The sequence below is a fragment of the Auritidibacter sp. NML130574 genome, assembly GCF_003185725.2.
Taxonomy (GTDB): domain Bacteria; phylum Actinomycetota; class Actinomycetes; order Actinomycetales; family Micrococcaceae; genus Auritidibacter; species Auritidibacter ignavus.
On record NZ_CP031746.1, the window covers coordinates 543,908 to 567,748 of the forward strand.

22 protein-coding genes, 1 tRNA gene and 2 pseudogenes are annotated in these 23,841 nt (G+C 59.6%); 21 read left to right on the top strand and 4 right to left on the bottom strand.

Annotation, left to right across the window (positions count from 1 at the left end; all coding sequences use genetic code 11):
* Window positions 1–12: 12 nt before the first annotated feature.
* A complete protein-coding gene (gene ndk, locus DCC27_RS02505) occupies window positions 13–447 on the top strand; it encodes a nucleoside-diphosphate kinase (RefSeq protein WP_110100388.1) in 435 nt (144 codons plus the stop codon).
* A gap of 18 nt (window positions 448–465) precedes the next feature.
* Here the strand turns inward: ndk and DCC27_RS02510 are convergent, their stop codons facing one another.
* Both DCC27_RS02510 and DCC27_RS02515 read right to left on the bottom strand, forming a co-directional pair.
* On the bottom strand, window positions 466–1,194 hold the full coding sequence (locus DCC27_RS02510; RefSeq protein WP_110100389.1) for an NUDIX hydrolase: 729 nt from the start codon (window positions 1,192–1,194) through the stop codon (window positions 466–468).
* Between the two features lie 30 nt (window positions 1,195–1,224).
* Window positions 1,225–1,899, bottom strand: a complete 675-nt coding sequence (locus DCC27_RS02515) for a vitamin K epoxide reductase family protein (protein ID WP_110110055.1) — start codon at window positions 1,897–1,899, stop codon at window positions 1,225–1,227.
* A gap of 507 nt (window positions 1,900–2,406) precedes the next feature.
* On the opposite strand from DCC27_RS02515, the gene DCC27_RS02520 reads away from it, so the two are divergent.
* The 14 genes from DCC27_RS02520 (at window position 2,407) to DCC27_RS02580 (ending at window position 14,498) form a co-directional block, all read left to right on the top strand.
* The gene (locus DCC27_RS02520) at window positions 2,407–5,103 is read left to right on the top strand and encodes an Rne/Rng family ribonuclease (RefSeq protein WP_110110056.1); all 2,697 of its coding nucleotides are present in this window, start codon (window positions 2,407–2,409) and stop codon (window positions 5,101–5,103) included.
* 236 nt (window positions 5,104–5,339) lie between these two features.
* The gene (gene rplU / locus DCC27_RS02525) at window positions 5,340–5,648 is read left to right on the top strand and encodes a 50S ribosomal protein L21 (RefSeq protein ID WP_110099780.1); all 309 of its coding nucleotides are present in this window, start codon (window positions 5,340–5,342) and stop codon (window positions 5,646–5,648) included.
* Window positions 5,649–5,682: 34 nt separating this feature from the next.
* Window positions 5,683–5,943 (top strand): 50S ribosomal protein L27, encoded by a 261-nt coding sequence (rpmA, locus tag DCC27_RS02530; RefSeq protein WP_110099779.1) that lies wholly within the window; start codon window positions 5,683–5,685, stop codon window positions 5,941–5,943.
* A gap of 144 nt (window positions 5,944–6,087) precedes the next feature.
* Window positions 6,088–7,650 (top strand): GTPase ObgE, encoded by a 1,563-nt coding sequence (gene obgE / locus DCC27_RS02535; RefSeq protein WP_110110057.1) that lies wholly within the window; start codon window positions 6,088–6,090, stop codon window positions 7,648–7,650.
* Window positions 7,651–7,705: 55 nt separating this feature from the next.
* A complete protein-coding gene (gene proB, locus DCC27_RS02540; protein ID WP_110110058.1) occupies window positions 7,706–8,878 on the top strand; it encodes a glutamate 5-kinase in 1,173 nt (390 codons plus the stop codon).
* 31 nt (window positions 8,879–8,909) lie between these two features.
* On the top strand, window positions 8,910–10,205 hold the full coding sequence (locus DCC27_RS02545; protein ID WP_110110072.1) for a glutamate-5-semialdehyde dehydrogenase: 1,296 nt from the start codon (window positions 8,910–8,912) through the stop codon (window positions 10,203–10,205).
* A gap of 67 nt (window positions 10,206–10,272) precedes the next feature.
* Window positions 10,273–10,494 (top strand): hypothetical protein, encoded by a 222-nt coding sequence (locus tag DCC27_RS02550; RefSeq protein WP_110099775.1) that lies wholly within the window; start codon window positions 10,273–10,275, stop codon window positions 10,492–10,494.
* Window positions 10,495–10,608: 114 nt separating this feature from the next.
* Complete coding sequence (nadD, locus tag DCC27_RS02555; protein WP_110099810.1) at window positions 10,609–11,301, top strand: nicotinate-nucleotide adenylyltransferase; 693 nt, start codon at window positions 10,609–10,611, stop codon at window positions 11,299–11,301.
* A complete protein-coding gene (locus DCC27_RS02560) occupies window positions 11,298–12,638 on the top strand; it encodes a hypothetical protein (RefSeq protein WP_110099774.1) in 1,341 nt (446 codons plus the stop codon). Before nadD ends, DCC27_RS02560 begins: the two co-directional genes overlap by 4 nt.
* 32 nt (window positions 12,639–12,670) lie before the next feature.
* Window positions 12,671–13,060 (top strand): ribosome silencing factor, encoded by a 390-nt coding sequence (gene rsfS / locus DCC27_RS02565; RefSeq protein WP_110110059.1) that lies wholly within the window; start codon window positions 12,671–12,673, stop codon window positions 13,058–13,060.
* A 20-nt stretch (window positions 13,061–13,080) separates the two neighbouring features.
* Window positions 13,081–13,728: a histidine phosphatase family protein gene (locus DCC27_RS02570; RefSeq protein WP_166769825.1), complete on the top strand. Its 648-nt coding sequence runs from the start codon at window positions 13,081–13,083 to the stop codon at window positions 13,726–13,728.
* A gap of 76 nt (window positions 13,729–13,804) precedes the next feature.
* Window positions 13,805–13,877 (top strand) — tRNA-Ala (locus DCC27_RS02575).
* A gap of 34 nt (window positions 13,878–13,911) precedes the next feature.
* Window positions 13,912–14,088, top strand: coding sequence for a hypothetical protein (locus DCC27_RS12135; protein ID WP_168186057.1), 177 nt, complete (start codon window positions 13,912–13,914; stop codon window positions 14,086–14,088).
* Window positions 14,088–14,498 carry a hypothetical protein gene (locus DCC27_RS02580; protein WP_110110061.1) on the top strand — a complete coding sequence of 137 codons (411 nt, stop codon included), beginning with the start codon at window positions 14,088–14,090 and terminating at the stop codon, window positions 14,496–14,498. The genes DCC27_RS12135 and DCC27_RS02580 overlap by 1 nt, the downstream gene beginning before the upstream one ends.
* Before the next feature lie 129 nt (window positions 14,499–14,627).
* Here DCC27_RS02580 and DCC27_RS02585 read toward each other — a convergent pair whose 3' ends face one another.
* Complete coding sequence (locus DCC27_RS02585) at window positions 14,628–15,290, bottom strand: transposase (RefSeq protein WP_110110062.1); 663 nt, start codon at window positions 15,288–15,290, stop codon at window positions 14,628–14,630.
* A gap of 98 nt (window positions 15,291–15,388) precedes the next feature.
* Here DCC27_RS02585 and DCC27_RS02590 point away from each other — a divergent pair, with 98 nt between their 5' ends.
* Window positions 15,389–16,741 (top strand): IS256 family transposase, encoded by a 1,353-nt coding sequence (locus tag DCC27_RS02590; protein ID WP_117328663.1) that lies wholly within the window; start codon window positions 15,389–15,391, stop codon window positions 16,739–16,741.
* Between the two features lie 25 nt (window positions 16,742–16,766).
* Here the strand turns inward: DCC27_RS02590 and DCC27_RS02595 are convergent.
* Window positions 16,767–17,288: pseudogene (locus tag DCC27_RS02595) on the bottom strand (IS110 family transposase); the annotation flags it as partial.
* 546 nt (window positions 17,289–17,834) lie between these two features.
* On the opposite strand from DCC27_RS02595, the pseudogene DCC27_RS02600 reads away from it, so the two are divergent.
* The 5 genes and pseudogenes from DCC27_RS02600 (at window position 17,835) to DCC27_RS02625 (ending at window position 23,456) form a co-directional block, all read left to right on the top strand.
* Window positions 17,835–18,681: pseudogene (locus tag DCC27_RS02600) on the top strand (IS5 family transposase).
* Between the two features lie 227 nt (window positions 18,682–18,908).
* Window positions 18,909–19,670 carry an ABC transporter ATP-binding protein gene (locus DCC27_RS02605; protein WP_246840152.1) on the top strand — a complete coding sequence of 254 codons (762 nt, stop codon included), beginning with the start codon at window positions 18,909–18,911 and terminating at the stop codon, window positions 19,668–19,670.
* On the top strand, window positions 19,667–21,088 hold the full coding sequence (locus tag DCC27_RS02610; RefSeq protein WP_168186058.1) for an FtsX-like permease family protein: 1,422 nt from the start codon (window positions 19,667–19,669) through the stop codon (window positions 21,086–21,088). The genes DCC27_RS02605 and DCC27_RS02610 overlap by 4 nt, the downstream gene beginning before the upstream one ends.
* Window positions 21,089–21,408: 320 nt before the next feature.
* Complete coding sequence (locus tag DCC27_RS02620) at window positions 21,409–22,755, top strand: histidine kinase (RefSeq protein WP_168186059.1); 1,347 nt, start codon at window positions 21,409–21,411, stop codon at window positions 22,753–22,755.
* Entirely contained in the window at window positions 22,752–23,456 is a 705-nt protein-coding gene (locus tag DCC27_RS02625; RefSeq protein ID WP_110111053.1) for a response regulator transcription factor, read from the top strand. Before DCC27_RS02620 ends, DCC27_RS02625 begins: the two co-directional genes overlap by 4 nt.
* Window positions 23,457–23,841: the final 385 nt, after the last annotated feature.

The following is a 23,841-nucleotide window of genomic DNA, read 5'->3' on the forward strand; positions in this document are numbered from 1 at the left end:
GGTGCAGTCCCGATGGCCACCCCAGAACGTTCGCTGATTCTGATTAAGCCAGATGGAGTCAAACGAGGCTTGGTCGGTGAGATCCTGACCCGCATCGAGCACAAGGGTTACCGTATCGTCGAATTGGAAATGATGACCGCCAACCCGGAGATGTTGGCCGATCACTACGAAGAGCACCAGGGCAAAGAATTCTTCCCCGCCCTGGTCGAGTTCATGTCCTCCGGTCCGCTGGTGGCCGCCATCGTGGAAGGCGATCGCGTGATCGAAGGCATCCGCGCGCTGACCGGCAAGACCGACCCCACTGTGGCACTGCCGGGCACCATTCGCGGAGACTTCGGTCGTGATTGGGGCCCTGGTGTGCAACAGAACCTCATCCACGCCTCGGATTCAACCCTGTCGGCCGAGCGCGAGATGGAGATCTGGTTCGGCTGGAACCGCGCTGACTAATCGTCGCCGCAACGGCGGTTAGTGGTTTGTCTCAGCGGTGAAGTGCGAGTCATCGGAGTCGAGGGTGACTCCGCGCAGTCCAGACAGCGGGGTCACCACCGGCTGATGCCCGGCCACAATCTCCGGAATCGTTTTCAGCGCGTGGACAGTTTTAACCAGATACAGTGTTGGACGCATCAGCGCGATCTGCTCAGCGGCAAAAGCCTGGAGCAGATCGGTGGTGCTCAACCACCGCGCCTCGGTAGCTTCGGTGGTGACATTACGGACCTGATGTTGTTGCTCATCAGTGACTGCGGCGACATAGAAATACGTATCAAAGCGTTTGGGTGCCCCCAACGGAGTGGTGATATTCGCCCACGGCACCAGCTGCTCACCACTGAGTCGTACCGCCGTTTCTTCCCACACCTCACGCACCGCGGTGGCTGCCATCGCCGCCACGCCGGGAGTCGCGTCATCCAAGACCAGCCTGGTCCGCGACCAAATCTGGGCATGCTCAGCGATCGCTTCGGGACTCAATAAACCGTCACCGGCTTGGTGATCGCCCGGTTCGCTCCGACCACCGGGAAACACCGCAACACCGGCGGCGAAATCCATGGTCTTGGCACGAAATTGCACGAAAACCTCAACTCCGACGCCTTGGTCACGCAATAGCACCACCGAAGCGGCTGGGCGCACCGGAACGTGGTGGGCCGGATGATCTGGATTGTTCCGGGCCTCGGGGACATAGTGATAGGGACTGTCTGCCATGCCCCTAGCTTAGACAATAAGTGATAGGGATCACGAGAATAATGACTCGCCGAAGCGAATCAGGATGGACCCGGCAATCACCGCGTAGAGCAAGACCACCATCGGCCACGTCATGGCCAGCAGGTAGGTGCGGGCCGTAGCCGAGGTTGGAATCACTCCCGTCGCAATATTGCGAGCGGTCACCAGCACTGCCAGAGGAATCACGGCCGCCCAAATCACCATGCAGTATAAACACAGAACATTGATGTCATAGACGGCTTGGGTCCACAGCCACAGGCAGAACACCAGGGCTAAGACGACGCCGATATTAATGCAGATCCAATAGGTGCGCGTGAACTGCATGCCCATCACCAACACCGTGGCCAGGGTGATGACAATGGTGAAGCCCACCAGGCCGATGAAATGATTCGGGAACCCGAAAAGTTGGGCCTGCCACGACTGCATCACGGTGCCACACGAGACCCAGGGGCTTAAATCGCAACTGGTGACATATTCCGGGTCCTTCCAGATCTGGACCCGCTCATACATCAGGATGGCGGCCGCGCCCATCGCGATCAGCCCGGTAATGAGCATCACCAGGCCTGACCCGACGCGGGTGGCAAACCAGGGTAGATCCTCGGCACGGGTGTCAGGGTCGGGATCGAGGCGGTCGTCGAGGGTCACCGCGGTCTGGTCTGCGGTGTGATGGGAGATATCATGGGGCATGCCAGGGACTCCTTGGATCGGAAGATCACCGGCGGCATCGCATCAGAGCGGGCACGCGCGGTCACTATGTAGTCTATGCTCTCAGCCAGCACGACCAGGAAATGTCCCCGTGCTGGGTGAATCTGTGCCACAATGGGAGACGACACGGAAGATGTCCACACCATCTCACCGCTGTCCTGTGGCGATAGTTTGCGCGACCACCGATGATGAACCGCAACCGCGTTGAGTGTACGTGAGGAAACGAGCTCAATCGTGCGAAGTGGATCGGTCCCGGGTGACGTTCCCGACCGGCATCCCGCGGAGACCGTCGGAGATGAGAACAGACTGAGCTAGCACGAGATCGGTCGCCGCCCAGACGCCACAGGTTCCGTGCCTCACCGTGGCACCTCACCCGGTGGAGCCGGTTCAGACCAAGCTTTTTGTGTGCCATCCACGGCGCACCCCGGACGATCGGGGGAAACGCGCCCGTCACGGCACCCGAACCGCCTCGCGGTCAGTGTGTGGCTGATGCCGAGGAATGAAGGAGCTGCAGTGGCAGCTGACAACGAACCACAAGTGAACACCGAGAATCAGACGGAGGGCAACGAGGGAACCGACAACCAGGTGGCGTCGTTGCAGGTTCCCGACGACCCGATGGATGTGCTCTTTCACGCCCCTGATCTCTCCGATATTACGACTCGTACCCGCCGGACGGATGACTCTGAGGACGACGGGGGCCATGCAGAGTCCTCTGATTCTGAGCGATCCGGACACGGTAAGGACTCTCACGGAGAAAAATCCGGTCGCTCACGCCGTAAGCGCCGCGGTCGTCGTCGCAATAACGCTGAGCAGCAATCGTCATCTCAGGGTGATGATGGTTCGAATCGCGGACAGGGTGACCGCTCGGGTGCTGAAGATGGTTCGGAGAAGACCGGCCCATCGGGTCCAGCAGACCAGGGCGATGATCAGCCGGTAGCCCGCCGCCGTCGGAAGCGTCGTCGGGGTACCACCGACCTGGAAGTTGACGGTGGCACCGGTGATGACCCGGAGAACACCGTCACCAAAGTGCGTGCACCGCGTCCGGCCGGGGGATCGGGGACCGGCTCGGACCAGGTCACCTCGGTGCGTGGCTCCACCCGCCTGGAAGCAAAGCGTCAGCGTCGCCGGCAGGCCCGGGGACGTCGCCGTCGTGGCAATGTGTTGACCGAAGCTGAGTTTTTGGCCCGTCGGGAGTCCGTGGAGCGGACGATGATGGTGCGCCAGCGGGAGCACCGGATCCAAATTGCCGTGCTGGAAGACGGTGTGCTGGCTGAACACTTCGTATCCAACACCACCCAAGACTCGTTGATCGGCAATATCTATCTGGGCAAGGTCCAGAACGTGTTGCCCTCGATGGAAGCGGCCTTTATTGATATCGGGCGTGGTCGCAATGCGGTGCTGTATGCCGGTGAAGTCAACTGGGATATGGCACAGTTGGAGGGCAAGCCCAAGAAGATCGAGAATGCGCTGAAGTCTGGTGACTCGGTGCTCGTGCAGGTCACCAAGGACCCGGTGGGCCATAAGGGCGCCCGACTGACCTCCCAGATTTCGTTGCCCGGTCGCTATTTGGTCTACGTTCCGGGTGGGTCGATGACCGGTATTTCCCGTAAGCTCCCCGATACGGAACGTTCCCGGCTAAAGAAGATCCTGAAAGATCACATGCCGGACAACGCCGGGGTGATTGTCCGCACGGCCGCCGAGGGCACCTCGGAACAGGAATTGATGAACGACATCAACCGGTTGCGGGCGCAGTGGGAAGAGATTGAATCCGCCTCCACTTCCACGAAGGTGCTGGCCCCCGAGCAGTTGCATGCTGAACCGGACCTGACGATCAAAGTGGTCCGTGACGTGTTCAATGAGGACTTTACCGCCATGGTGGTTCAGGGTGATGAGGTCTGGGACAACGTGGAAGCCTACGTGACCTATGTGGCACCGCACCTGGTGGATCGGCTCAGCAAGTGGGACCCGGACGACCACGACGGTGAGGACCTGTTCGCCTCACACCGTCTGGATGAACAGCTCCACAAGGCCTTGGATCGTAAAGTCAATTTGCCGTCGGGCGGTTCCCTGATCTTTGACCGCACCGAAGCGATGACTGTCGTCGACGTCAATACCGGGAAATTCACCGGTTCTGGCGGCAACCTGGAAGAAACGGTGACCAAGAACAATCTAGAAGCGGCCGAAGAGATTGTGCGCCAGCTTCGGTTGCGCGATATCGGTGGCATTATTGTCATCGACTTCATCGACATGGTCTTGGAATCCAACCGAGACTTGGTGTTGCGTCGTTTGGTGGAGTGCCTGGGCCGTGACCGGACCCGGCACCAAGTCGCTGAAGTGACGTCGCTGGGCCTGGTCCAGATGACACGGAAGCGGATGGGGACTGGACTGGTTGAAGTCTTTTCCGAAACCTGTGAGGCCTGCGCCGGTCGTGGCATTATCGTCCACGACGAACCGGTGGAGAAATCGGTGTCCTACGACTCCCACGGGCAACCTCGCAAACACCGCAACCATTCTTCCTCGGCGTCGAATTCGCGGTCGCGACGCAAGAACCGCAAGAACGACAAGAACCGTTCGGACCATCACCACCACAGCTCCTCACACGAGCACGACACCTCGAACCAGGAGCAACACCATCGTGAAGAACAGGCCGAGCGGGATGCGAAAGCCGAGCAGACTCGCAATGCGATGAACTCCATTGCCGCAGCCAGCAATGGGTCCTCGCAACAGAAGGGCTCCAACGACCAACAGGATGAAGGCCACTGCAGCGAGGGCGAGCAGGATTCCTCTCGAGGTCGCCGTGGGCGAAAGCCTCGTCGGGCAGACTCGGACGGTGCTGTCCAGTCGCAACAGTCCATTTTGGACGACATCAATTCCGCACTGGATGATGTGCAGCGCGCCCACGAGTCCCAGGAGAGCCAGCACGCTTCGACTCCCTCCGGCTCAGTGACAACAACCGACACGGCTCAGCGCGCGAAACCACGCCGGCGGCGGGCGACCTCGGATGTGGGGGCAGAAACTGTCCAGACCGCCCCGGTAGAGTCCACCCCAGATTCCGGCGCGCAGTTCACCGCCCGGTCAACGACCTCCAGTACCAAGGCCCCGAAGGAATCGACCGAGACCAAAGAGGCTGCTGCGGTGATGCTGGGTGTTGGCGTGAGTGCAGAGGATATTTCCTCACCGCAATAACGGTCAGCAGACGCGAAAATGTGGCGCATCTTTCCCGGTGTGTCATTTGAAATTCACGTAACAGACAAGGTAAGGTATAGCTTTGGTGCTGTGAAGTTACGCGTTAAGTGTGCGTAAAACATGCCGGTCCACCCACCGAGTCGAGGCTGAGAAGGTCAAAATACCTCCGTGTGGCGTATCGGGCCTCAGCCACAGCAAAAGAACAATTTTCTAACGTCGAGAGAAGTGAGTCCCAAGTGGTGTACGCGATTGTCCGCGCTGGTGGCCGCCAGGAAAAGGTTTCCGTTGGAGACCTCGTTACCCTTGACCGCGTTCCCGCTGAGGCCGGTAGCTCCATCGAGTTGCCCGCACTGATGGTGGTGGATGGGGACAAGGTCACCTCGGAGAAGAAGGAACTAGACAACGTTAAGGTGTCTGCCGAAGTTCTGGAACACCTCCGTGGTAAGAAGGTCGTCATCCAGAAATTCAAGAATAAGACCGGCTATAAGAAGCGTCAGGGTCACCGTCAGAACCAGACTAAGGTCAAGATCACCTCTATCGCCTAGGTCGATCGAGACGTCAAAGAAAAGGATTTAGCAGATGTCAACGAAAAAAGGTGCAAGCTCGACCAAAAACGGTCGTGACTCCAACCCGCAGTACCTCGGAATCAAGCGTTTCGGTGGACAGGCAGTCTCCGCTGGTGAGATTCTCGTTCGCCAGCGCGGCACCCAGTACCACCCCGGCAACAACGTCGGCCTGGGCAAAGACCACACTCTGTTCGCTCTGGCATCCGGCTCCGTCGAGTTCGGTCAGCGCCGTGGTCGCCGCGTGATCAACGTGGTACCGGCAACGACAGAATAGCCGTTGCGCACCGTGAGAGCATAGCTGTCACTATAGACCAACGCTCCAGCGGGGGCGGGCCTGCCTGGGTCCGCCCCCGCTTGAGCTATCTAAACCCCCGAACCGCCACCGACTGAGACCACCTGACTCGTGAGGGAGAAACCAATGCCACAGTTCGTTGATCATGTCACCTTGCACGCCACCGGTGGCAACGGTGGCCACGGGGAAACCTCGGTGCGCCGGGAGAAATACAAACCACTTGGCGGACCCGACGGAGGCAACGGCGGTAGCGGTGGAGACGTGGTGGTCGTGGCCGACTCCCAAGAAACCACATTGCTTGACTATCACCACGGTCCCCACCGCTCAGCCACCAACGGCGAGCCCGGTAAGGGAGGGAATAAAGATGGTCGAGACGGTGAATCACTGTATCTACCGGTCCCAGTTGGCACGGTGATTAAAGACCAAGAAGGCAACGTGTTGGCAGATCTCGTGCATCCCGGCATGGAATACGTCGTGGCCGCCGGTGGCACCGGGGGGCTGGGCAATGCGGCGTTAGCGTCACCAAAACGTAAAGCACCCGGATTCTCATTGCTCGGTATTCCAGGCGAAGAACGTAGTGTTGTGCTGGAGCTGAAATCCGTGGCCGATATTGCCCTGGTCGGTTTCCCCTCGGCAGGGAAATCCTCTCTGATCGCTGCGCTGTCGGCTGCACGACCGAAAATCGCCGATTATCCTTTCACCACACTGGTTCCTAACCTGGGAGTGGTTCAAGCCGGTGAAACCCGGTTCACCGTCGCCGATGTGCCCGGTCTGATCCCCGGTGCCAGTCAGGGTAAGGGCTTAGGGCTAGAATTTTTGCGTCACGCCGAACGTTGCGCGGCGTTGGTCCATGTGCTGGATTGCGCGAGCTTGGAATCTGACCGCGACCCGATTTCGGACTTCGAAGCCCTGGAACACGAACTGGCCGCATATTCGGTCAAACCAGTCCAGGGTAGCAGTGGCGAGCAAATGAAACCGCTGAACGAACGTCCGCAGTTGGTCGCGCTGAATAAGACGGATCTTCCCGACGGCCAGGAGATGGCTGAGATGGTTCGAGATAACCTGGAAAGTCGCGGACTGCGGGTCTTTGACATCTCAGCGATTGCCCACCAAGGCCTGGACGCCTTGAAATTCGCCATGGCTGAGTTAGTCAACCAAGCCCGGGCCGTTGCCCCCGAACCCGAGCCTGCTCCCGTTGTGCAGATCACGCCCCGGCGCCGTCGGGGTGATCGTACCCAAGACTTTACGATTACCGCCGAGGAACGGAGCGCGAAACCACTGTTCCGTATCCGCGGGGACAAGCCGGAACGCTGGGTGGCTCAAACCAACTTCGCCAACGATGAGGCCGTGGGTTATCTGGCCGACCGCTTAGAGCGAATCGGTATTGAAGAAGAACTGTTCAAAGCCGGCGCAGTGCCTGGGGCTACTGTGGTGATCGGTGATGACGACACCGGAGTCGTCTTCGACTGGGAGCCGACGATTTCGACCGGGTCGGAACACCTCACCGGTCCACGGGGTTCCGACTACCGCATGGACGAGCGACATCGTCCGACCCGTGAAGAAAAACGTCAGGACTGGGCAGAACGCAAAGCGGCCCGGGCCGCCACCCAGGCCGAAATGGAACAGGAAAGTCGCTGCGGTCTGTGGACCGACTGGCATCATACCGACGAAGACGACGACCAGTTCTGATCCGGTCCTTGCCCCGCACAGATCACATCCATCCAGCACCGAAGGCGATACCCGCGTGAGTACCCGAACCCCTGTCTCGCACAACCCGGTCACTGACCGTTCGACCATTTCCCAGGCGCGTCGGATCGTGATCAAAATTGGGTCGTCATCGTTGACCACTCCCTCCGGTGTGTCGCTGGAGGCTATAGACCGGCTCACCGCGTTGATCGCCTCCCTGCGGAAGGCTGGCACCCAGGTGGTGCTGGTCTCCTCTGGCGCGATCGCTGCCGGGTTACCGGTTTTGGACTTCGATAAACGACCCAAGGATCTGGCAACGCTACAGGCCACTGCCGCGGTGGGGCAGAGCCAGCTGATGGCCTACTATGCGCAGTCCTGCCACCGCCACGGATATACCGTTGCCCAGGTGTTACTGACCGCCGATGAATTGATGCGCCGCACCCAGTACAACAATGCTTTCCGTTCGCTTCAACGGCTTTTGCATCTGGGCGTGATCCCGGTGGTTAACGAAAACGACGCGGTGGCCACCCAAGAAATTCGGTTTGGCGATAACGACCGCCTGGCTGCACTGGTCGCCAATGTGGTCAAAGCCGACCTGCTGGTGCTCCTGACCGACGTGGACGCCCTCTACGACGGACCACCCACCCGACCCGGCAGCACCCGCATCGCCCGTGTCCGCTCTGCCGAGGACCTCCACGACGTCACCATTGGCACCACCGGCCCTGCCAGTGTGGGCACCGGAGGGATGGTGACCAAAGTCGAAGCCGCCTCGATCGCCACCGGGTCCGGGATTCCAGCACTACTAACCGCGGCATCACTGGCAGCCCCGGCACTGGCCGGCGAGGATGTGGGCACCTGGTTTGATGTGCGCGGTGAACGCAAAACCGCTCGCTCGGCCTGGTTGGGGTTAATGGCCGAGACTCGAGGATCAATCCTCATCGACGACGGGGCGGTCATTGCGGTCACCCAGCGGCATCGCTCCTTGCTCCCTGCCGGAGTGGTCGGCGTCCGCGGAGAATTTGAGCCTGGAGACGCGGTCGAAATCTGCGATGTGCACGGCACCATCGTTGCCCGAGGCTTGATCAATTACTCCTCCCATGAGCTACCCGAGATGTTGGGCAAGTCCACCGCGGAGCTACGGGAGGCACTCGGGCCTGAATACGATCGGGCAGTGGTCCACACCGACGATACCGTCACCCGTGATTCCTTCGGTCTCACTACCCGCCCGTGAGATGTATCCCATCGACGCTAGACTGGCCTCTATGACCACACAGCAGGACTCCACGGTACGCGCGGCAGTTTGGGAGATGACTCAGCGGGCCCGTCGCGCCCAGCAGACATTGGCCTCGGCATCACGAGCTCGCAAAGATCGTACCCTGCAGGCACTCGGTGAGGCAATCTGGGACCAACGTCGCTACATTTTGGACCACAATCAAGCGGATCTGAGCGCCGGAGCCGACAACGGTCTCTCGGTGGCGCTACTCGACCGGCTCACGCTCACCGAACAGCGTATGGCCGGACTGCGCTCCGCGCTCAACGAGCTGGCCACGTTACCCGACCCCGTCGGTGAGGTGGTCCGCGGACGTAACCTTCCCAACGGGATCCGGATGCAACAAGTCCGGGTGCCCATCGGCGTGGTCGGCGCCATCTATGAGGCCCGGCCGAACGTCACTGTCGATATTTCCGGTATTGGGCTCAAAGCCGGTAGCGCGGTGCTACTACGGGGTGGATCGGCAGCTGAACACACCAACCAGGCTACCATCGCCATCTTGCGCTCTGCACTGGCTGATCAAGGCTTTGACCCCGATGTGATTCAATCCGTGGACGAACATGGTCGCGCTGGGGCGAGGGCCATGATGGAATTGCGCGGGGGAGTCGATCTGCTGATCCCGCGCGGGGGAGCGGGGCTGATTCGCTCGGTGGTGGACAACGCCCGGGTCCCGGTCATTGAGACCGGGGCGGGTAACGTGCACGTTTATGTGGATGCTAGTGCTGACCCACAGATGGCCGCCGACATCGTGCTGAATTCGAAAACCCACCGCACCTCCGTGTGCAATGCTGCCGAAACCCTGCTGATCCACCGCGAGGCGGTCCAGGCCGGCCGTGAGGCGCTGCGCGCCCTGGCCCAAGCCGGGGTGCGTTTGCACCTGGACGATGCAGCCCGGCAACTCATTGCCGCCACCGACTCACCGAGCGCCGGGATGTTGCTGGAGGTCACCGAACAGGACTGGGATACCGAATACCTTGACATGGAGATGGCGGTGGGCGTCGTCGATGATCTTCAGACCGCCATGGAGCACATCCAAGCTCACACGACCGGCCACACCGAAGTGATTATCACCAACGACCTGTCCCATGCCGACACGTTCATCGCTGGCATTGATGCTGCCGTGGTCATGGTCAACGCCTCCTCACGGTTCACCGATGGTGGGCAATTTGGGCTGGGCGCAGAAATTGGAATCTCCACCCAAAAGACCCACGCCCGCGGGCCCATGGGTCTGGAAGAGCTGACCAGTACCAAGTGGATTCTGCGCGGTCAAGGACAAATCAGAACGTAGTGGAAACAATGTGAGTAGACTAGGTGATGATTTTGCACACCGCTGAGCGATAAGAAAGAGAACGCCCATGCTCTCACATCTCACCACCCTTGGCTCCGGTCCGGAGATTGTCAACGAATTACCGGTTGAACCCTGGGCTTACGGGGTTGCAGTCTTCGTGATCCTGATGTGCTTGCTGTTTGCCACCATGTCCCTACGCTCCGTTCGGCGTCGTCACCAGGCCCCGGGCAGCGAGGTCGTCACCCGCGATCGCGCACACCAGCGTTTCGACGAGCAGTCTGGACACTAAAGACCGTTCTGGAAACCTCTCCGTCGCCATCCCGGTCTCGGACCCACGATCGTTGCAGGGTGGGACCGGGATGTGAAAGTAGTTTAAGTCGTGACTCACTCTGATCAGTCCCAGATGGCAGGTAACGGTGCCCAGCGCCGGCCCCGTCTGGGCATTATGGGCGGTACCTTCGACCCCATCCACCACGGCCACTTGGTCGCAGCCTCGGAAGTTGCCTCCGAATTCGAGTTGGACGAGGTCGTCTTCGTGCCGACCGGACGTCCCTGGCAGAAGGCCGATAAAGACGTCACCGCCGCCGAACACCGGTATCTCATGACCGTTATTGCTACCGCGGCCAACCCGCGGTTCTCCGTCTCACGGGTGGATATTGACCGTCCCGGGCCGACCTACACCGCCGATACCCTCGATGACCTCCACGCCTTGCGGCCCGATGCCGAGCTCTATTTCATCACCGGTGCGGATGCGATGGAAAGCATCATGTCCTGGAAAAACGTGGAGAATTTGTGGGGTAAAGCGCATTTTGTCGGTGTCTCCCGGCCCGGTCATGCCCTCGATGACTTTGGGCGCGATGACATTTCGCTGATGTCCATTCCGGCCATGGCTATTTCCTCCACGGACTGTCGGGCCCGGGTCAGAGCCGGCAAGCCGGTGTGGTACCTGGTTCCAGACGGAGTCGTACAATATATCGCCAAGTACGGTTTATACCTGAGCGAAGACACCGAAGAGGCCGCTACAGACCCGCTTCGCCCAGCGGTCGTCAGACACATGGACCCGACCAACGCGACTGATCAGGAGGTGATCTCGTGAGCAACGAGTCATCACGCCCGCTGTCCCGTCGTGAGCTACGTCGTCGCCGTGAACGGGCCATCTTCGAGGGCACTGCGGTTGAGCAGACCGGACGAAGCGAACAAAACAACCAGCCCCGTCGCGCGCGTCGGGCTGCGGATTCACCCACGGATGCTCCGTCGATGGTCTCTGGTCGGGTTCCTCGGATCCAGCAGGAATATCGATCCGCAGGACACCGCGTCGCCGATACTCAGCGCGGAAGTGTTCCGGGCCATCCCGGACAACACGCTGATCCGCAAGCGGTACCCGATGCGCCGAGGCACACCACCGTTCCACAGCACCACCGAACCGCAGCGCACTCAGCGCGGTCAGCTCCTGTTGATCAGGTCACCGAGAGTTTCCGGCGAACTGACGTGACGGGACAACCCGAGCCAGTTCGTCGTGCGCCCAGTGCCGAACGCACCCCGCCGGCGACTCCCCGGCGTCACCGTCGTGCCGATGCAGACGCCACCGCCACCGGTGGTATCCCGGTCATCTCTCAGCAACCTCAGCCAAGCCCCGCACCATCGCAGGACACCACCCCACGGTCCCGACGACAGGCGCGAGCAGAGCGTGTCCAAGCCTACGCCGAGGCAGAGTCTTCGAATATTTTCAGTCCCGACGCTGACGATGTGGCCGCCCAAGAACGCCCGCAACAGCATCCGCGCCGGGCTGAGGCACCACAAACCGTCGAAGACCACCCGGCAGAACCTCAAGCAGTGCAGTCGTTTCACGAGTATTCCTCCACTGCCACCACCGAGATCACCGGAATTGGGTTGACCCAACCGATCGAGGATGAGCGTGCCGAACTTCAGCGCGAAATTCAGCATGTCTCTGAGGAGATCGCCCGGATCGGTGAAACGAACCCCAACCGGATTGATCCGCGCCTGTTACAACGGCAACAAGATCTGGCCAAACGAATGGGCGAGATTAATCAGCGCGCCCAGAGTCAGGTGATCTCCGATGAAGAGTGGACGTCACATACCGGGTTGCCAGCTGTCACCGAGGACACCGCACCGCCGAAAATAAACGATGAGCTCCAGGCCAAGGCCACAGCAACCCAATCGGTGGTGGAACCTGCCACTCAGGACCGTCCAGCACCCCGTTCCCGTACCACCGCCACGTCGGCGAGCGAACCGGTGCCAGCGCCGGCGAAAGTCAAGAAGAACCCCGTCGGTGCTGGCTCTGCCCACGGGCTGGACCCCCTGGATACCCGCGATTCCGCTGCTGCTGAGCGGAGAATGATGATGTGGTCTACCGTGGTATTAATAATCGGTGTGGCCACCTTGATTATCGGCCTGGTTCTGCTGTTTTTCTAAGTAACGACGATCTCAACCTGCTAAGGAGCTTAGTGAGCGTTCCCGAGACCACCCTGACAGCACTCAACGTTGCCGCCCAGGCGGCCGATAGCAAACAGGGGGAGCATATCTCCGCTGTTGATGTGGCCGCGCGCCTTGGAATTACCGATGCCTTCTTATTCGTCAGTGCCAGCTCAGAACGCCAGGTAAAAGCACTCACCGAAGAGATTGAAGATGCTCTGCGGCAGCAGGAGGATCTGAAACCAATCCGGCGTGAAGGCACCGAAGAAGCCCGCTGGATACTGCTGGACTATGGCCATTTTGTCGTTCACATCCAACACCGTGAAGAACGTGAACTGTTTGCCCTAGACCGCTTATGGGCAGAAGCACCTCAGATCGAGCTAGATGTGGCACGCCCCGAACAGGACAACGAGCTGGACTAGACCGGAGAAGAGCACGTCCCATGACATTCCGCATTGTTTTGCTACGACATGGTCAAACGGAATGGAATGCTCGTGAACGATATCAAGGGCAAACCGACGTGCCTCTCAATGAGACCGGAGTCGTCCAGGCAAAAGAAGCAGCCGAACGCTGGCTCGGGACCGATTTCCTGGCCGTGCGGAGTTCTCCACTCATGCGGGCGCGGACCACGGCGGAGTATGTGTTGCAGGCTCGTGGAGTACGTCGTCCAGTCTCGCAGATTGTCACCGTGGACGCGCGTCTGGCCGAAACGGCCGGGGGACAGTGGGAATCACTCTACTTCTCCGAGATTGCTACCCAGTGGCCAGAAGAATTTGCTCAATGGCGCAGGCCCGATATCAATTGCGGGCCGGTCCAGGGCGAAACACCCAAAGAATCCGGCACTCGCAGCGCCCAAGCAATCCGGGAAACGCTGAGTGGGGTCTTACCGAAGCTGGGCCATAATGGAGCATCGGCTACTGTGCTGTTTGTCGCGCACGGCAACACCTTACGGGCCGCGACTCATGTACTGTTGGGACAACCCGATTCTCACTACGGTAGCATCCCCCGGCTCGACAACTGTCGAGCCCACATCTTGACCTATACACCCGGGGCGTCCCGAGAATTTCAGCTCATCGATGCGAACGTTTAACCCCCGATTTGCACAATTAAAAGATGCGGTTGTATAGTAGAGAAGTTGCTTCCGAGAGGTTGCAACTACTCACTACGGGGGTATGGCGCAGCTGGTAGCGCGTCTCCATGGCATGGAGAAGGTCAGGGGTTCGAGTCCCCTTACCTCCACGTAAGATGAAAATATCGAAACTTACCCCGCCTGATGGCGGGGCAGTTTTGTTTCTGCGGTAACTTTGGCTCGGGCGCCGGTGGTGATGCGGGTGAACAGGGCGCGGTTGAAGATGCGTCGTTCGCTGGTTGGTTCGCACTTGTTGTAGAGGTCACCGAGGTCGAGCAGGAGGTCGGTGAAATGGCCGAGTGTGATCGCGTGTCGGCGTAGTGGGTTGGGATCAGCTCCAGGCGTTAAGTTTTGCGTTTGTCGAAGACGTCGTTGCGGTCCCTCCGGGCCTGCGTGGCCTGGGCTTCGCTCACGGAGTTGTGCAGGTAGGCGTGTTCCGTCTCAACTTCGGCGCGCGCGACGAGGATCGCGTAGCCATGGAACTACTCGTAGCGGTCCCCGGCTCTGTCGCGGGGACGTTCAATCATGAGCTTGGCTCCGCAGGTGTAGAACAGGGTGCCTTTGCGGTAGTGGTCATACTTCTGGGACCGTTCGCCACGGGTGTTGTTGGCGTCGAGGTTGGCGTGGACACACACCGAGGTCGTGGCGTCGACGAGGGGCTGGTAGGTGCCGTCGTCGGTGACGCTACCGAAGGTGACGGTGCCCTTGCAGGAGTGGTCGGTCTTGTGTAGCCCGTTAGTTGTGACTGTTTTGGCGGGCTGTGAGTTCCTTGGCCAGGTGCGACGGGGACCAGTCGCCTACCGTGCGGGCGGTGAGGTAGCCCAGGGGTGCTTTGGTGGGGGGTGTCCCTGTGCTTTAAGTCAAGCTGCTTGGGGAACTTTGTTTGGGGCAGCGTGATAGAAGTTGCTATCTCGGACCAAGGCGAACATGACGTTGAGGCGGTGGCGTGTCAGACAGATCACCGCGGCGTTATGTTTCTTACCTTCTGCGCGTTTCTTGTTGTAGTAGGCCTTCGATACCGGGTCGTGGCAGGAGTCCACCCATGCGGATCGGAATAAGGCGTTGTTGAGTTGTTTATTGCCAGAGCGGGCCGGGAACTCACCTCGGATCGAGGTCCCAGAGCGACACGTTACGGGAGCAATGCCGGCGTAGGTGGCCAGGTGATCTGGGGTGGGGAAGGAGCTGAAGTCTGCTGCAGTGAGCAGGATCGTGGCGGCGGTCTTGATTCCGACTCCTGGCATAGAAATCAAGACCTGGGTAAGAGGGTGAGCATCGACCATCGCTTCCACCTCGGTGGCCACCAGAGCGCGTTGAGCTTTGAGCTCTTTGATCTGGGTGGCCATCCTGGGAATGATCAGTTCCACGGTAGCTGTTCCAGGCACGGTGACCGTTTGCTCGGCTAGGGCCGCGAAGATCTGGTCGATCAACGCGGAGGGGTCTTTGCGGGCATGATTTTTCGCCCAGCGTTTTACCCCAGATTTGTCAGCAGCCTGCAGGCCGTGGGGTCCGTGATACCGAATCAACAACTCCAGGACAATGGGCCGTGTGAGGACGGTGCCGGTGAAGAGGGTGTCAGATTGTTTGTGTGCAGAGTCATCGATGAGAGGACATGATGATGACCATGACAGATGATCGTGTTGATCAGCCTGGTGGGGCTGATGTTGTTGCGCAGTTGAAGGCCAGTGGCGCCTTGGACGAGCTTTTCGCTCGGATCGACGCCGGTGAGATCGAGCTGACCGGCAACGGTGGAGTGATTCCTGAACTGATCAAGGAAGCACTCGAACGGGGCCTGCAGGCTGAGATGACCTCGCATCTGGGTTACGGGCCTGGTGACCGGGAGGCTAAAGCCGTCACGGACCGGCCGGTCAATGCCCGTAATGGCTCGTATTCCAAGACGGTCGCCAGCGAGGTCGGCGATATCGAGCTGACGGTGCCTAGGGATCGTGACGGGTCGTTCACCCCGCGTCTGGTGCCTAAGGGCTCGCGCCGGCTGGGCGGGCTGGATGAGATGATCATCAGCTTGTATGCCGGTGGAATGACGATCCGCGATATCCAGCATCACCTGGCTGTCACGATCGGCACGGAGCTGTCTCACGAGACGATCGCCAATATCACCGACGCCGTGCTGGAAGCCGTTGTGGAATGGCAGAACCGGCCGTTAGAAGAGTTCTACCCCGTGATCTACCTCGATGCGATTCGGGTGAAGGTCCGCGATGGCGGGCATGTGCGGTCAAAAGCGGCACACATCGCTGTCGGCGTCGATCTGGACGGCATCAAGCACGTCCTGGGCATCTGGGTCCAGGACACCGAAGGCGCCGCGTTTTGGGCCCATGTCTGTGCCGAGCTTGCCAACCGCGGGATCCGCGATGTGCTCATCGTCTGCTGTGACGGGCTGACCGGCTTGCCAGAGGCTATCGAAGCGACCTGGCCGGACTCGCTTGTCCAGACGTGCGTGGTGCACCTGATCCGGGCAGCGAACCGGTTCGTCACCTACGGCGATCGCAAGGCGGTTTCACAGGCTTTGAAGGCCATCTACACCGCAAGCAACGAGGATACTGCCAAGGCTGCCCTGGAGGATTTCGCAGCTTCTGAACTCGGTCAGAAATACCCGTCAGCGGTCGCGACCTGGACAAACGCCTGGGAGCGTTTCGTGCCGTTTTTGGCGTTCCCGCCAGCGCTGCGGCGGGTGATCTATACGACGAATGCGATCGAGTCATTGAACTATCAGCTGCGCAAGGTCACGAAGAACCGCACTCAGTTCCCCACCGACGACGCGGTGGTGAAACTCTTGTGGCTAGCGATCTGCACGATCGAGGACAAACGCGCACGCCAACGAGCCAAGGAACGCGGCAAACCCGCCAGCCAGCGCAAAGCCGCCGGCAGACTCGTCGAAGGACAAGTCACCACGAACTGGAAACAGGCACTAGCCCAACTCGCGGCAGCCTACCCCGACCGAATGAACCCATACCTGTAAACCCAACCCCCGTACACAACAGAATTGACAACCTCCCGGTGAAGACTCGTTCCAGTGACGGGTAAATGTGCACCAGCAAGGATCGTAGTCGGTTGATGGCTGGGGTACATTCCCGAGCCAGGTCATCATCAAACCCAGCCAGCACTTTCACCGCCGAGAACAGATCAGATTCCCGATCCACGGCTCGTAGCGTATGGGGCATGGTTCTGGCAGTATCAGCAATGATGAACGCGTCCCGGGCATCAGTTTTGGACCGGCCGGGATACAGATCAGCAGCCTTGCGCATCGCCAAGCCCGGCAAGTATGCCACGGTGGCGTCACAGTCTCGGGCCACCGCGATCGGTAAGGCACCAATGGTGTTAGGCTGATCGACCACCACCAGCACTGAACCGTGCCCTTGGAGCTGAACGATGACGTCTTGCAATGCGGTTTCGTCTTGCGGTAATTCCCGGTCGTAGAGTTTCTCGCCGGTGGTTGTCAGGGCGCATCCGTCATGTGCGCTTTTACCAACGTCTAGCCCCAGGATCACATCGTAGGTTGTTGTCATGGCAGTCTTCCTCACTGCTGGTAGCAAGGCCGCTGTGATCATGACACCCGATGCTTGCACCCACGTGACGAACAGACCTCAACACACTGCTTGGGCCGCATCCCTATGAGAAGTCAACGCGCGTCCTGGACCTCTGGCGGCAACACCCCCGGACTATGAAATGACAGGGCAACACAGCCATACCAGAGCCAGCGACCAGGTCCTTGGTTAGACCTAAGAAATATCCTAGAAGGACCTATAAATAAATGTAACGGGTGTCCCTATGCTCGATGCGCCTATCACGGCGATCACGGCCTGAGGGAGCTCCCGGTCTCTGGGTTGGGCACATAACATGGTCGTTCACCTTGCGCGGCAGCCCTCCCTTAGTCAGACAAAACGAGGACCGCGTGCGCTGCCCAACGCTTGCCGGGGTCACGCGATAGCGGAGCAAGACACCTCTGGGGCGTATCTCCCATATTTGCGGTGAGGTGCGCAGGGTGCTCTGGCTGGGTGAGGCCAGCAGGTCCACGGTATCGAGTGATCACGGACGAGCAGTAGTGGGAGCGCATCGAACCGCTGCTGCCCTCGGACGCGGGCCGCCGCGGTCATCTGTTCGGCGATGAACGGCGGATCATGGAGAATGTCGCGTACCGGTTCCGGGCCGGGATTCCATGACGGGATCTGCCTTACCAGCAGTTTGCGCCGTGACAAACGGCGTGGAAGCGGCGTCGCCGGTACGCCGGTGACGGCACCTGGAACCACGTGCTGATGTGGAGCCTTGCCGGGGCCAATTCTGCGGGGAAGAGTGACTGGGCTGTGTCGATCGATGCGACGATCGCGCAGGCTCATCGACCCGCAACGAATACCACCCGCCCTGCGCAGGACACAGAGAGGGGGATCGAATCACAAGAACCCGCCGCGGCGGGAGATTGAACCACCCGGTTACGGCATGGGCCGCTCACCTGGTGGGCTGGGCACGAAGATCCGCCAGGTCATCTATGGGCGCGACTGGCCGTTGGCAATGGTCCTCACTGGCGGGCAGCGCAACGATGATACCCACCGAGTGTCACGTCCCTCAGCTCGGGTCGCCCACGCACTCGCCCAGACGCTGTGACCGCCGACCGCGCCGGGGCGACCGGTGTCATCCGCAACGAGCTGCGCCGCCGCGGCATCACGGCCGTCCCCAGACGGGCGAGACCAGAGCGCTGCCAGGAAGTGCAGGGGCAGTTATGGCGGTCACTCTCCCGGCATCGACGCCCGCCGTGGACGGAACGTGATCGAGCGGTTCCTCGCCCTGGCCACTCAATGGCGCGGTATCGCCACTCACTTCGACAAGCGCGCGATCACCTACCGCGGTGGCACAACTCTTTGCGCCATCCTCATCTGGGAGCGGCCATTGGGAGACACGCCCTAGTCAGTGCACCGGCTACTCCCGCACCGGCCCCGCCGAGCACGACGTGGCGCTCGGCGACTGGTGGCCACAGCTACGCATGCAGCGATCCGGAGGCCGCGGCAGTCGCTGCAACTGTCATCACCAGGTGTCAATCTACGTGTGACGGTGGCGAGACGAGACGAAGCTTGGGAAGTTGTACACAGTAGGCCATGTACTGCCAGATGTCAGAGAAAGGGTGCTCACTCACAATGTACGCAACAAAAGAGGCTGCCGCCGTGCAGGCGAGGTCTGTGAACCTTGCAGCCGGGAACACTAGGATTCTGCGAGACTGCTCGGTAAGAATCCCGCAGAGAGGTCTGACGTCCATAGTCGGACCGAGCGGCGCCGGAAAAACCTCACTCCTATACTGCCTGAGCGGACTCGACCAGCCAGACACAGGGCAGATCCTTGTGGGGCAAACCGACATCTATAACCTGCGGAGCGAAGCGAGAGCAAAATTCCTGAGGGAGAACGTTGGATTCGTATTCCAACAATACAATCTGATCCCGTACTTAACCGTCGAAGAAAACATTACGCTACCCTCGACTATGGCCCGCAGGAAAGTGGACCATGGTTTCCTAACCCATACGATGGAGACGTTTGGATTGCTTGAGAAACGGAAAGCTCGGGCAAGTCTACTTTCAGGTGGCGAGCAACAGCGGGTTGCGCTCTGTCGTTCGATCATACTATCGCCGGCAGTCATTTTCGCAGACGAGCCGACTGGTGCTCTTGACTCAAGAAACTCGGCACTGGTCCTGCAGTCGCTCCGAGACTTGGCTTCCCAAGGCGCGACGATCGTTATGGTTACGCATGACGTCGATGCTGCTGCACTCGCAGACAGAGTCGTGTTCATGCACGACGGAACCGTAACGAATATCTCTTCGGATCAAATCAGCCCAAATGAAATATCATCCGTTCTTCGAGGCGAATGGGGAAGCAATCTGGAGCATCGGGGAAGTGCGACGTCATGACACGTTATATTTGGAAAATTTTTGCCAGTGATGCTAAGAACTGGATTCCAACTATAGTTGTCGTGGCTATAGTGACTGCTCTCATCGGGGCTTGCATTAATCAGTTCATCTGGACGAACAGCAGTCCCTTTCAAGCCGCTGCTGCGAATGCGAAACTCGATCCGAGTGAGTTTTCAGTAGTGTCGGTTACCATCTACATCCTGATTGCTGTTGTGGCCGTCTTTACACTCACGGTGGTTGGTGCCGCTACCGTAGAACGCACTCGTCAGACCTTCTCCCAGTGGCGTCTAGCCGGAGCCAGCCCTCGTCAGGTGCGTGGCGGGCTTTGGCTTCTTCTGGGGCTATCGAGCGTCATAGGAGCTGTGCCGGGAGCGGTGCTTGGGGCCTTTTTGAGCACAGCGGCTGTTCCGCTATTCAACGAGATGGCAGCCGAAAGTTTCCCAGACGGAACCGGCAACTTCAGCGCGCCGCCCTTCTTTCCCTCTGTCGTGGCCACGATCATGTCGTTCCTCATTGGAGTCGTCACCTGCCTAGCTGGAGCAGTCGTGCCAGCTAGACGAGCTTCGAAGGTAAAGCCTGTCGAGGCAATACGTGGCGTGTCCGCGGTCGCAGGACGGCGCAGGGTGCTCAGATGGATAGTAGGTTTGATCGTGCTGCTTGTCGCGGTCTTCCTCGCCTTCAGTAGCTCACTCATGCCCCAGAATGCTGATGTCGGTGTTGAAGCCGGCAATATGGTCAACTCAGCGATCATGGCGGGGCTCGTGGCGGCGTTTGGGGCCTTCGTCCTAGGCTCCGAAGTCATCCCCATCGTGCTGGGTGGCATCCGAATATTGCTTCGGCCGATTCCGGGCTCAGCGATCGCACAGGTGGCCGTTAAGCAAGCGAACGCCCGAGCGGCATTCAACGCGAACATGATCGCTCCTCTCGGTGCCGCAGTGGGCCTAGGCGTCGTTATGTTCACCACACTGCGTTCCTACCAAAATACGATGGCGGCCGAAGGGTTTGTCCTCACGAATCCCAACTACACAGACACAGTACTGATGACCGGCCTATTTGGCCTTGCCGCTTTGTTGACCAGCATCGCAGTTATCTGCCTTTCAGGACGAGATTCCGTATTGGAACAAGGCACCTTGAGGACAGCAGGTCTCACGCCACATCAAGTCCTGGCTCTCCTGGTATGGCAAACTTTCCAGCTGACAGTGAGCACAATCATCATCGCGCTGATCCCGGTACTCATCACGAGCACCGTCTTGGTGGCTAGGTCCACCCTAATCGCTGGAACCTCGATGCTCTCAATCCCCTTTCTCCATTTTATCGCCGCAGCATTTGTATGCTGGCTTGCACTATTCCTGGTTCAATGGGCGCAATTGGCTCCATGGTTGCGCCGTAGTCCCGCGGATAGCCTAAGGAGGGCTTGACATGATGGGCGCACCGAAGTCACACTACTCGCCAACTGAGGTAGCTCCGGATGACTCAGACAGCTCTGGGGTCCTCGTCTCACTTATGCTTGGGATGCTCCTCTGTCTTCCCGGTGTCCTGCTCGCCTGGGCATTGAGAACGAGTGACAACCATTGGAAGAGCGGGGCCGCTGCCGCAGCTTGGACGGGGTGCCTGTTGTCTCCGATTGTCTGGATTTTGCTGATTGTAGTCGGTACCGTTTTGTTTACGCTTGCCGCACTGCCGTCCGGCGAGCTCGCGAAGTATGTGTGGCCAGACCAACTATGAGGGAGCACCGCAAGTGCCTTACGAGCAGCGCCAGAATCCAGTAAAGGAGACGGCCGCACGCTACTGGCAGGTGCTCGGCGACTGGCTGTCGCAGTCGGCAGTGCCTCCCGGCAGGCCATCTGCTGGCCTCATCGCAGGCGTGATCATCTGTTCCAGCTACCAGACTTTCTTTATTGCGCGCCTCCTGTTCGTCGGTACGCCCACGGACGGTACCGCCTTCCACCTTAGCGGCGTCTGGTACGGCGCGGTATTGCTCGCCGTGGCGGTCATTGGCTCCGCTGCTGTCCTGATAGCCTCATCTCGTGCTCCACTAACAGTGCTGGGGGTTGAGTGTGTCTTACATGTTGTGGGCTCGGCTCTCGGAATGGAGAACTATTTTGTTTTCCCCCTGTTGTTCGCTCTGTTTAGCTGCATCACCAGGTCTTTGGCGTGGGGTGTCACAACTGGGATTCTGACCGTCCTCGTCGCGATGGCCGCCAGCTCTCTCATAGTCGCTCGTCCGGGAACCTTCGCTGCCGAATTCGTGGGCCAACTCATCACTGCGGCCGCCTTCGCTGCGGTTGGAATTGCGACCCGCAACGTCCGTGCGTGGCGTAGCTCAAGTAGAAGGGTTCGCACTGCGCTGGCCCAGGCTCAACAATTCGAGTACGAAAGAGATGAGGCCATCGTATGGGCACGCATTGCGGAAGAACTGCATGATAGTGTCGGCCATGGTTTAACCACCATCGCCGCGTTGGCTGAAGGACTAAGCGGCGTGACCGGCGACGCCCAGTTCGACGAGGCATTGGACGGCATCAATCAGGTAGCGCGCGAAAGCCTGGAAGATACCCGTCGCGCAGTACATCGGCTTTCGGCGGCTGCTCACGTATCCGAAGGCCCCGACGTCGCACTTATTGAGACGGGAGCCACCGTCGATGCAGGAAACGGTGAGAGTCGGTCTCGGTACCGTCACTGGGACGACATAGTACCTATCCTTGACCACGTACGGTCCCTCGGCGTGACTGTCATATTTACAGAAACCGGCCGGCGTCAGGAACACCGGGAACATTCGCATTTGTGTTTTTCGATTACCCGAGAAAGTCTGACCAACGCCATCCGCCATGCCGCTTGTCTCGAGCGCGTGACCGTGTCATGGGACCATTCAGAAAAAGCGACACGCATCACTGTGAGGAACGACGGAGTTGAGCGGTCGCTACCGCCGAGCGCCGGCTCCCAGTACGCGCCCGGGACCGGACTCCGGAGGTTGCAACGACAGGTGGAGCAAACTGGGGGTTCTCTATCCTCTGGCTACGAAGACGGTGCGGACTGGGTACTAGTGTCCGACGTTCTAGTTCCCGATAAGGAGGTCGGCCACCCATGACGGATTCAACTTTGACCGCAGTGCACCACCGGACGTTGAAGGTCATGCTTGTTGACGATCAGCGGCTCGCTCGCACAGGATTCTCCTTGATGCTGGCGAAGACGGGAACGGTCGACGTGATAGCGGAGGCCTCCGATGGCCAGCAAGCAATTCAGGTGCTGGATTCACGCTATCGCAGCTGCGACCCCCTCCCCAACGTCATACTCATGGATGTCCGGATGCCAGTTATGGACGGCATCGAGGCAACCAGACGCATCACGATCAGTTATCCCAGCGTAAAAGTCCTCGTGCTGACGACTTACGACGAGGATGACTATGCGTTCGGAGCACTCGCCGCAGGCGCTTCGGGCTTTCTACTCAAGGATGTTCGAGCGCCCCAGCTTGCCACGGCGTTGCAGTCTGTGTCGCAGGGGGACGCGATCTTGACTCCACGTATCACGCGCCAAGTCCTCGAACGTGGCGTACTTAGGGCTTCTTCCGCTGGCGAGAAGCGCGCCCGGCAAGCGCAGTTCGCACAGCTAAGCCCTCGCGAATTCGATATTGCACGTTTAATCGCGGATGGCCTTTCAAATGCTGAAATAGCGCAGAAGCTCGTTCTTCAGCCGGCATCGATCCGCCGAAATGTTAGCCGAATCTTGGCAAAACTGGAACTCCGCGATCGGGTACAGATCGCCGTCGAATGGTATAAGTCAGGCATGTGACTTCCGAACCTCGCATCTATGTTGCAACCGGCGACAAAGGCAAGCAGCCGAGGTATGCCATGCCTCTCCGACGCGCATATCAATATTGCAGGTGCGCAATGAAACTCGCTCCCGTGGAGTGACAAGTTGAAAGTGTTCTCTCGACCCCACGTCTTCACCCTCGTCACTTACGACTCGCGTACCCGTCATGTTGCGCCTAAGGCCTACGCCGGCAACGGTCTGCCCTGGTAAGTAGCTCAGGCACAACTGCGAGCACCCTCAGAGCAGGATCTGGTCTGTAGGCTATGGCTTCCTGAGACCGCCCTCAACCATACGACGTACCTTATTCATATTGAGCGCGTAGCTCAGGTCGTGCCTCACGTATCGTGAGCGCGAAGCCATAGTG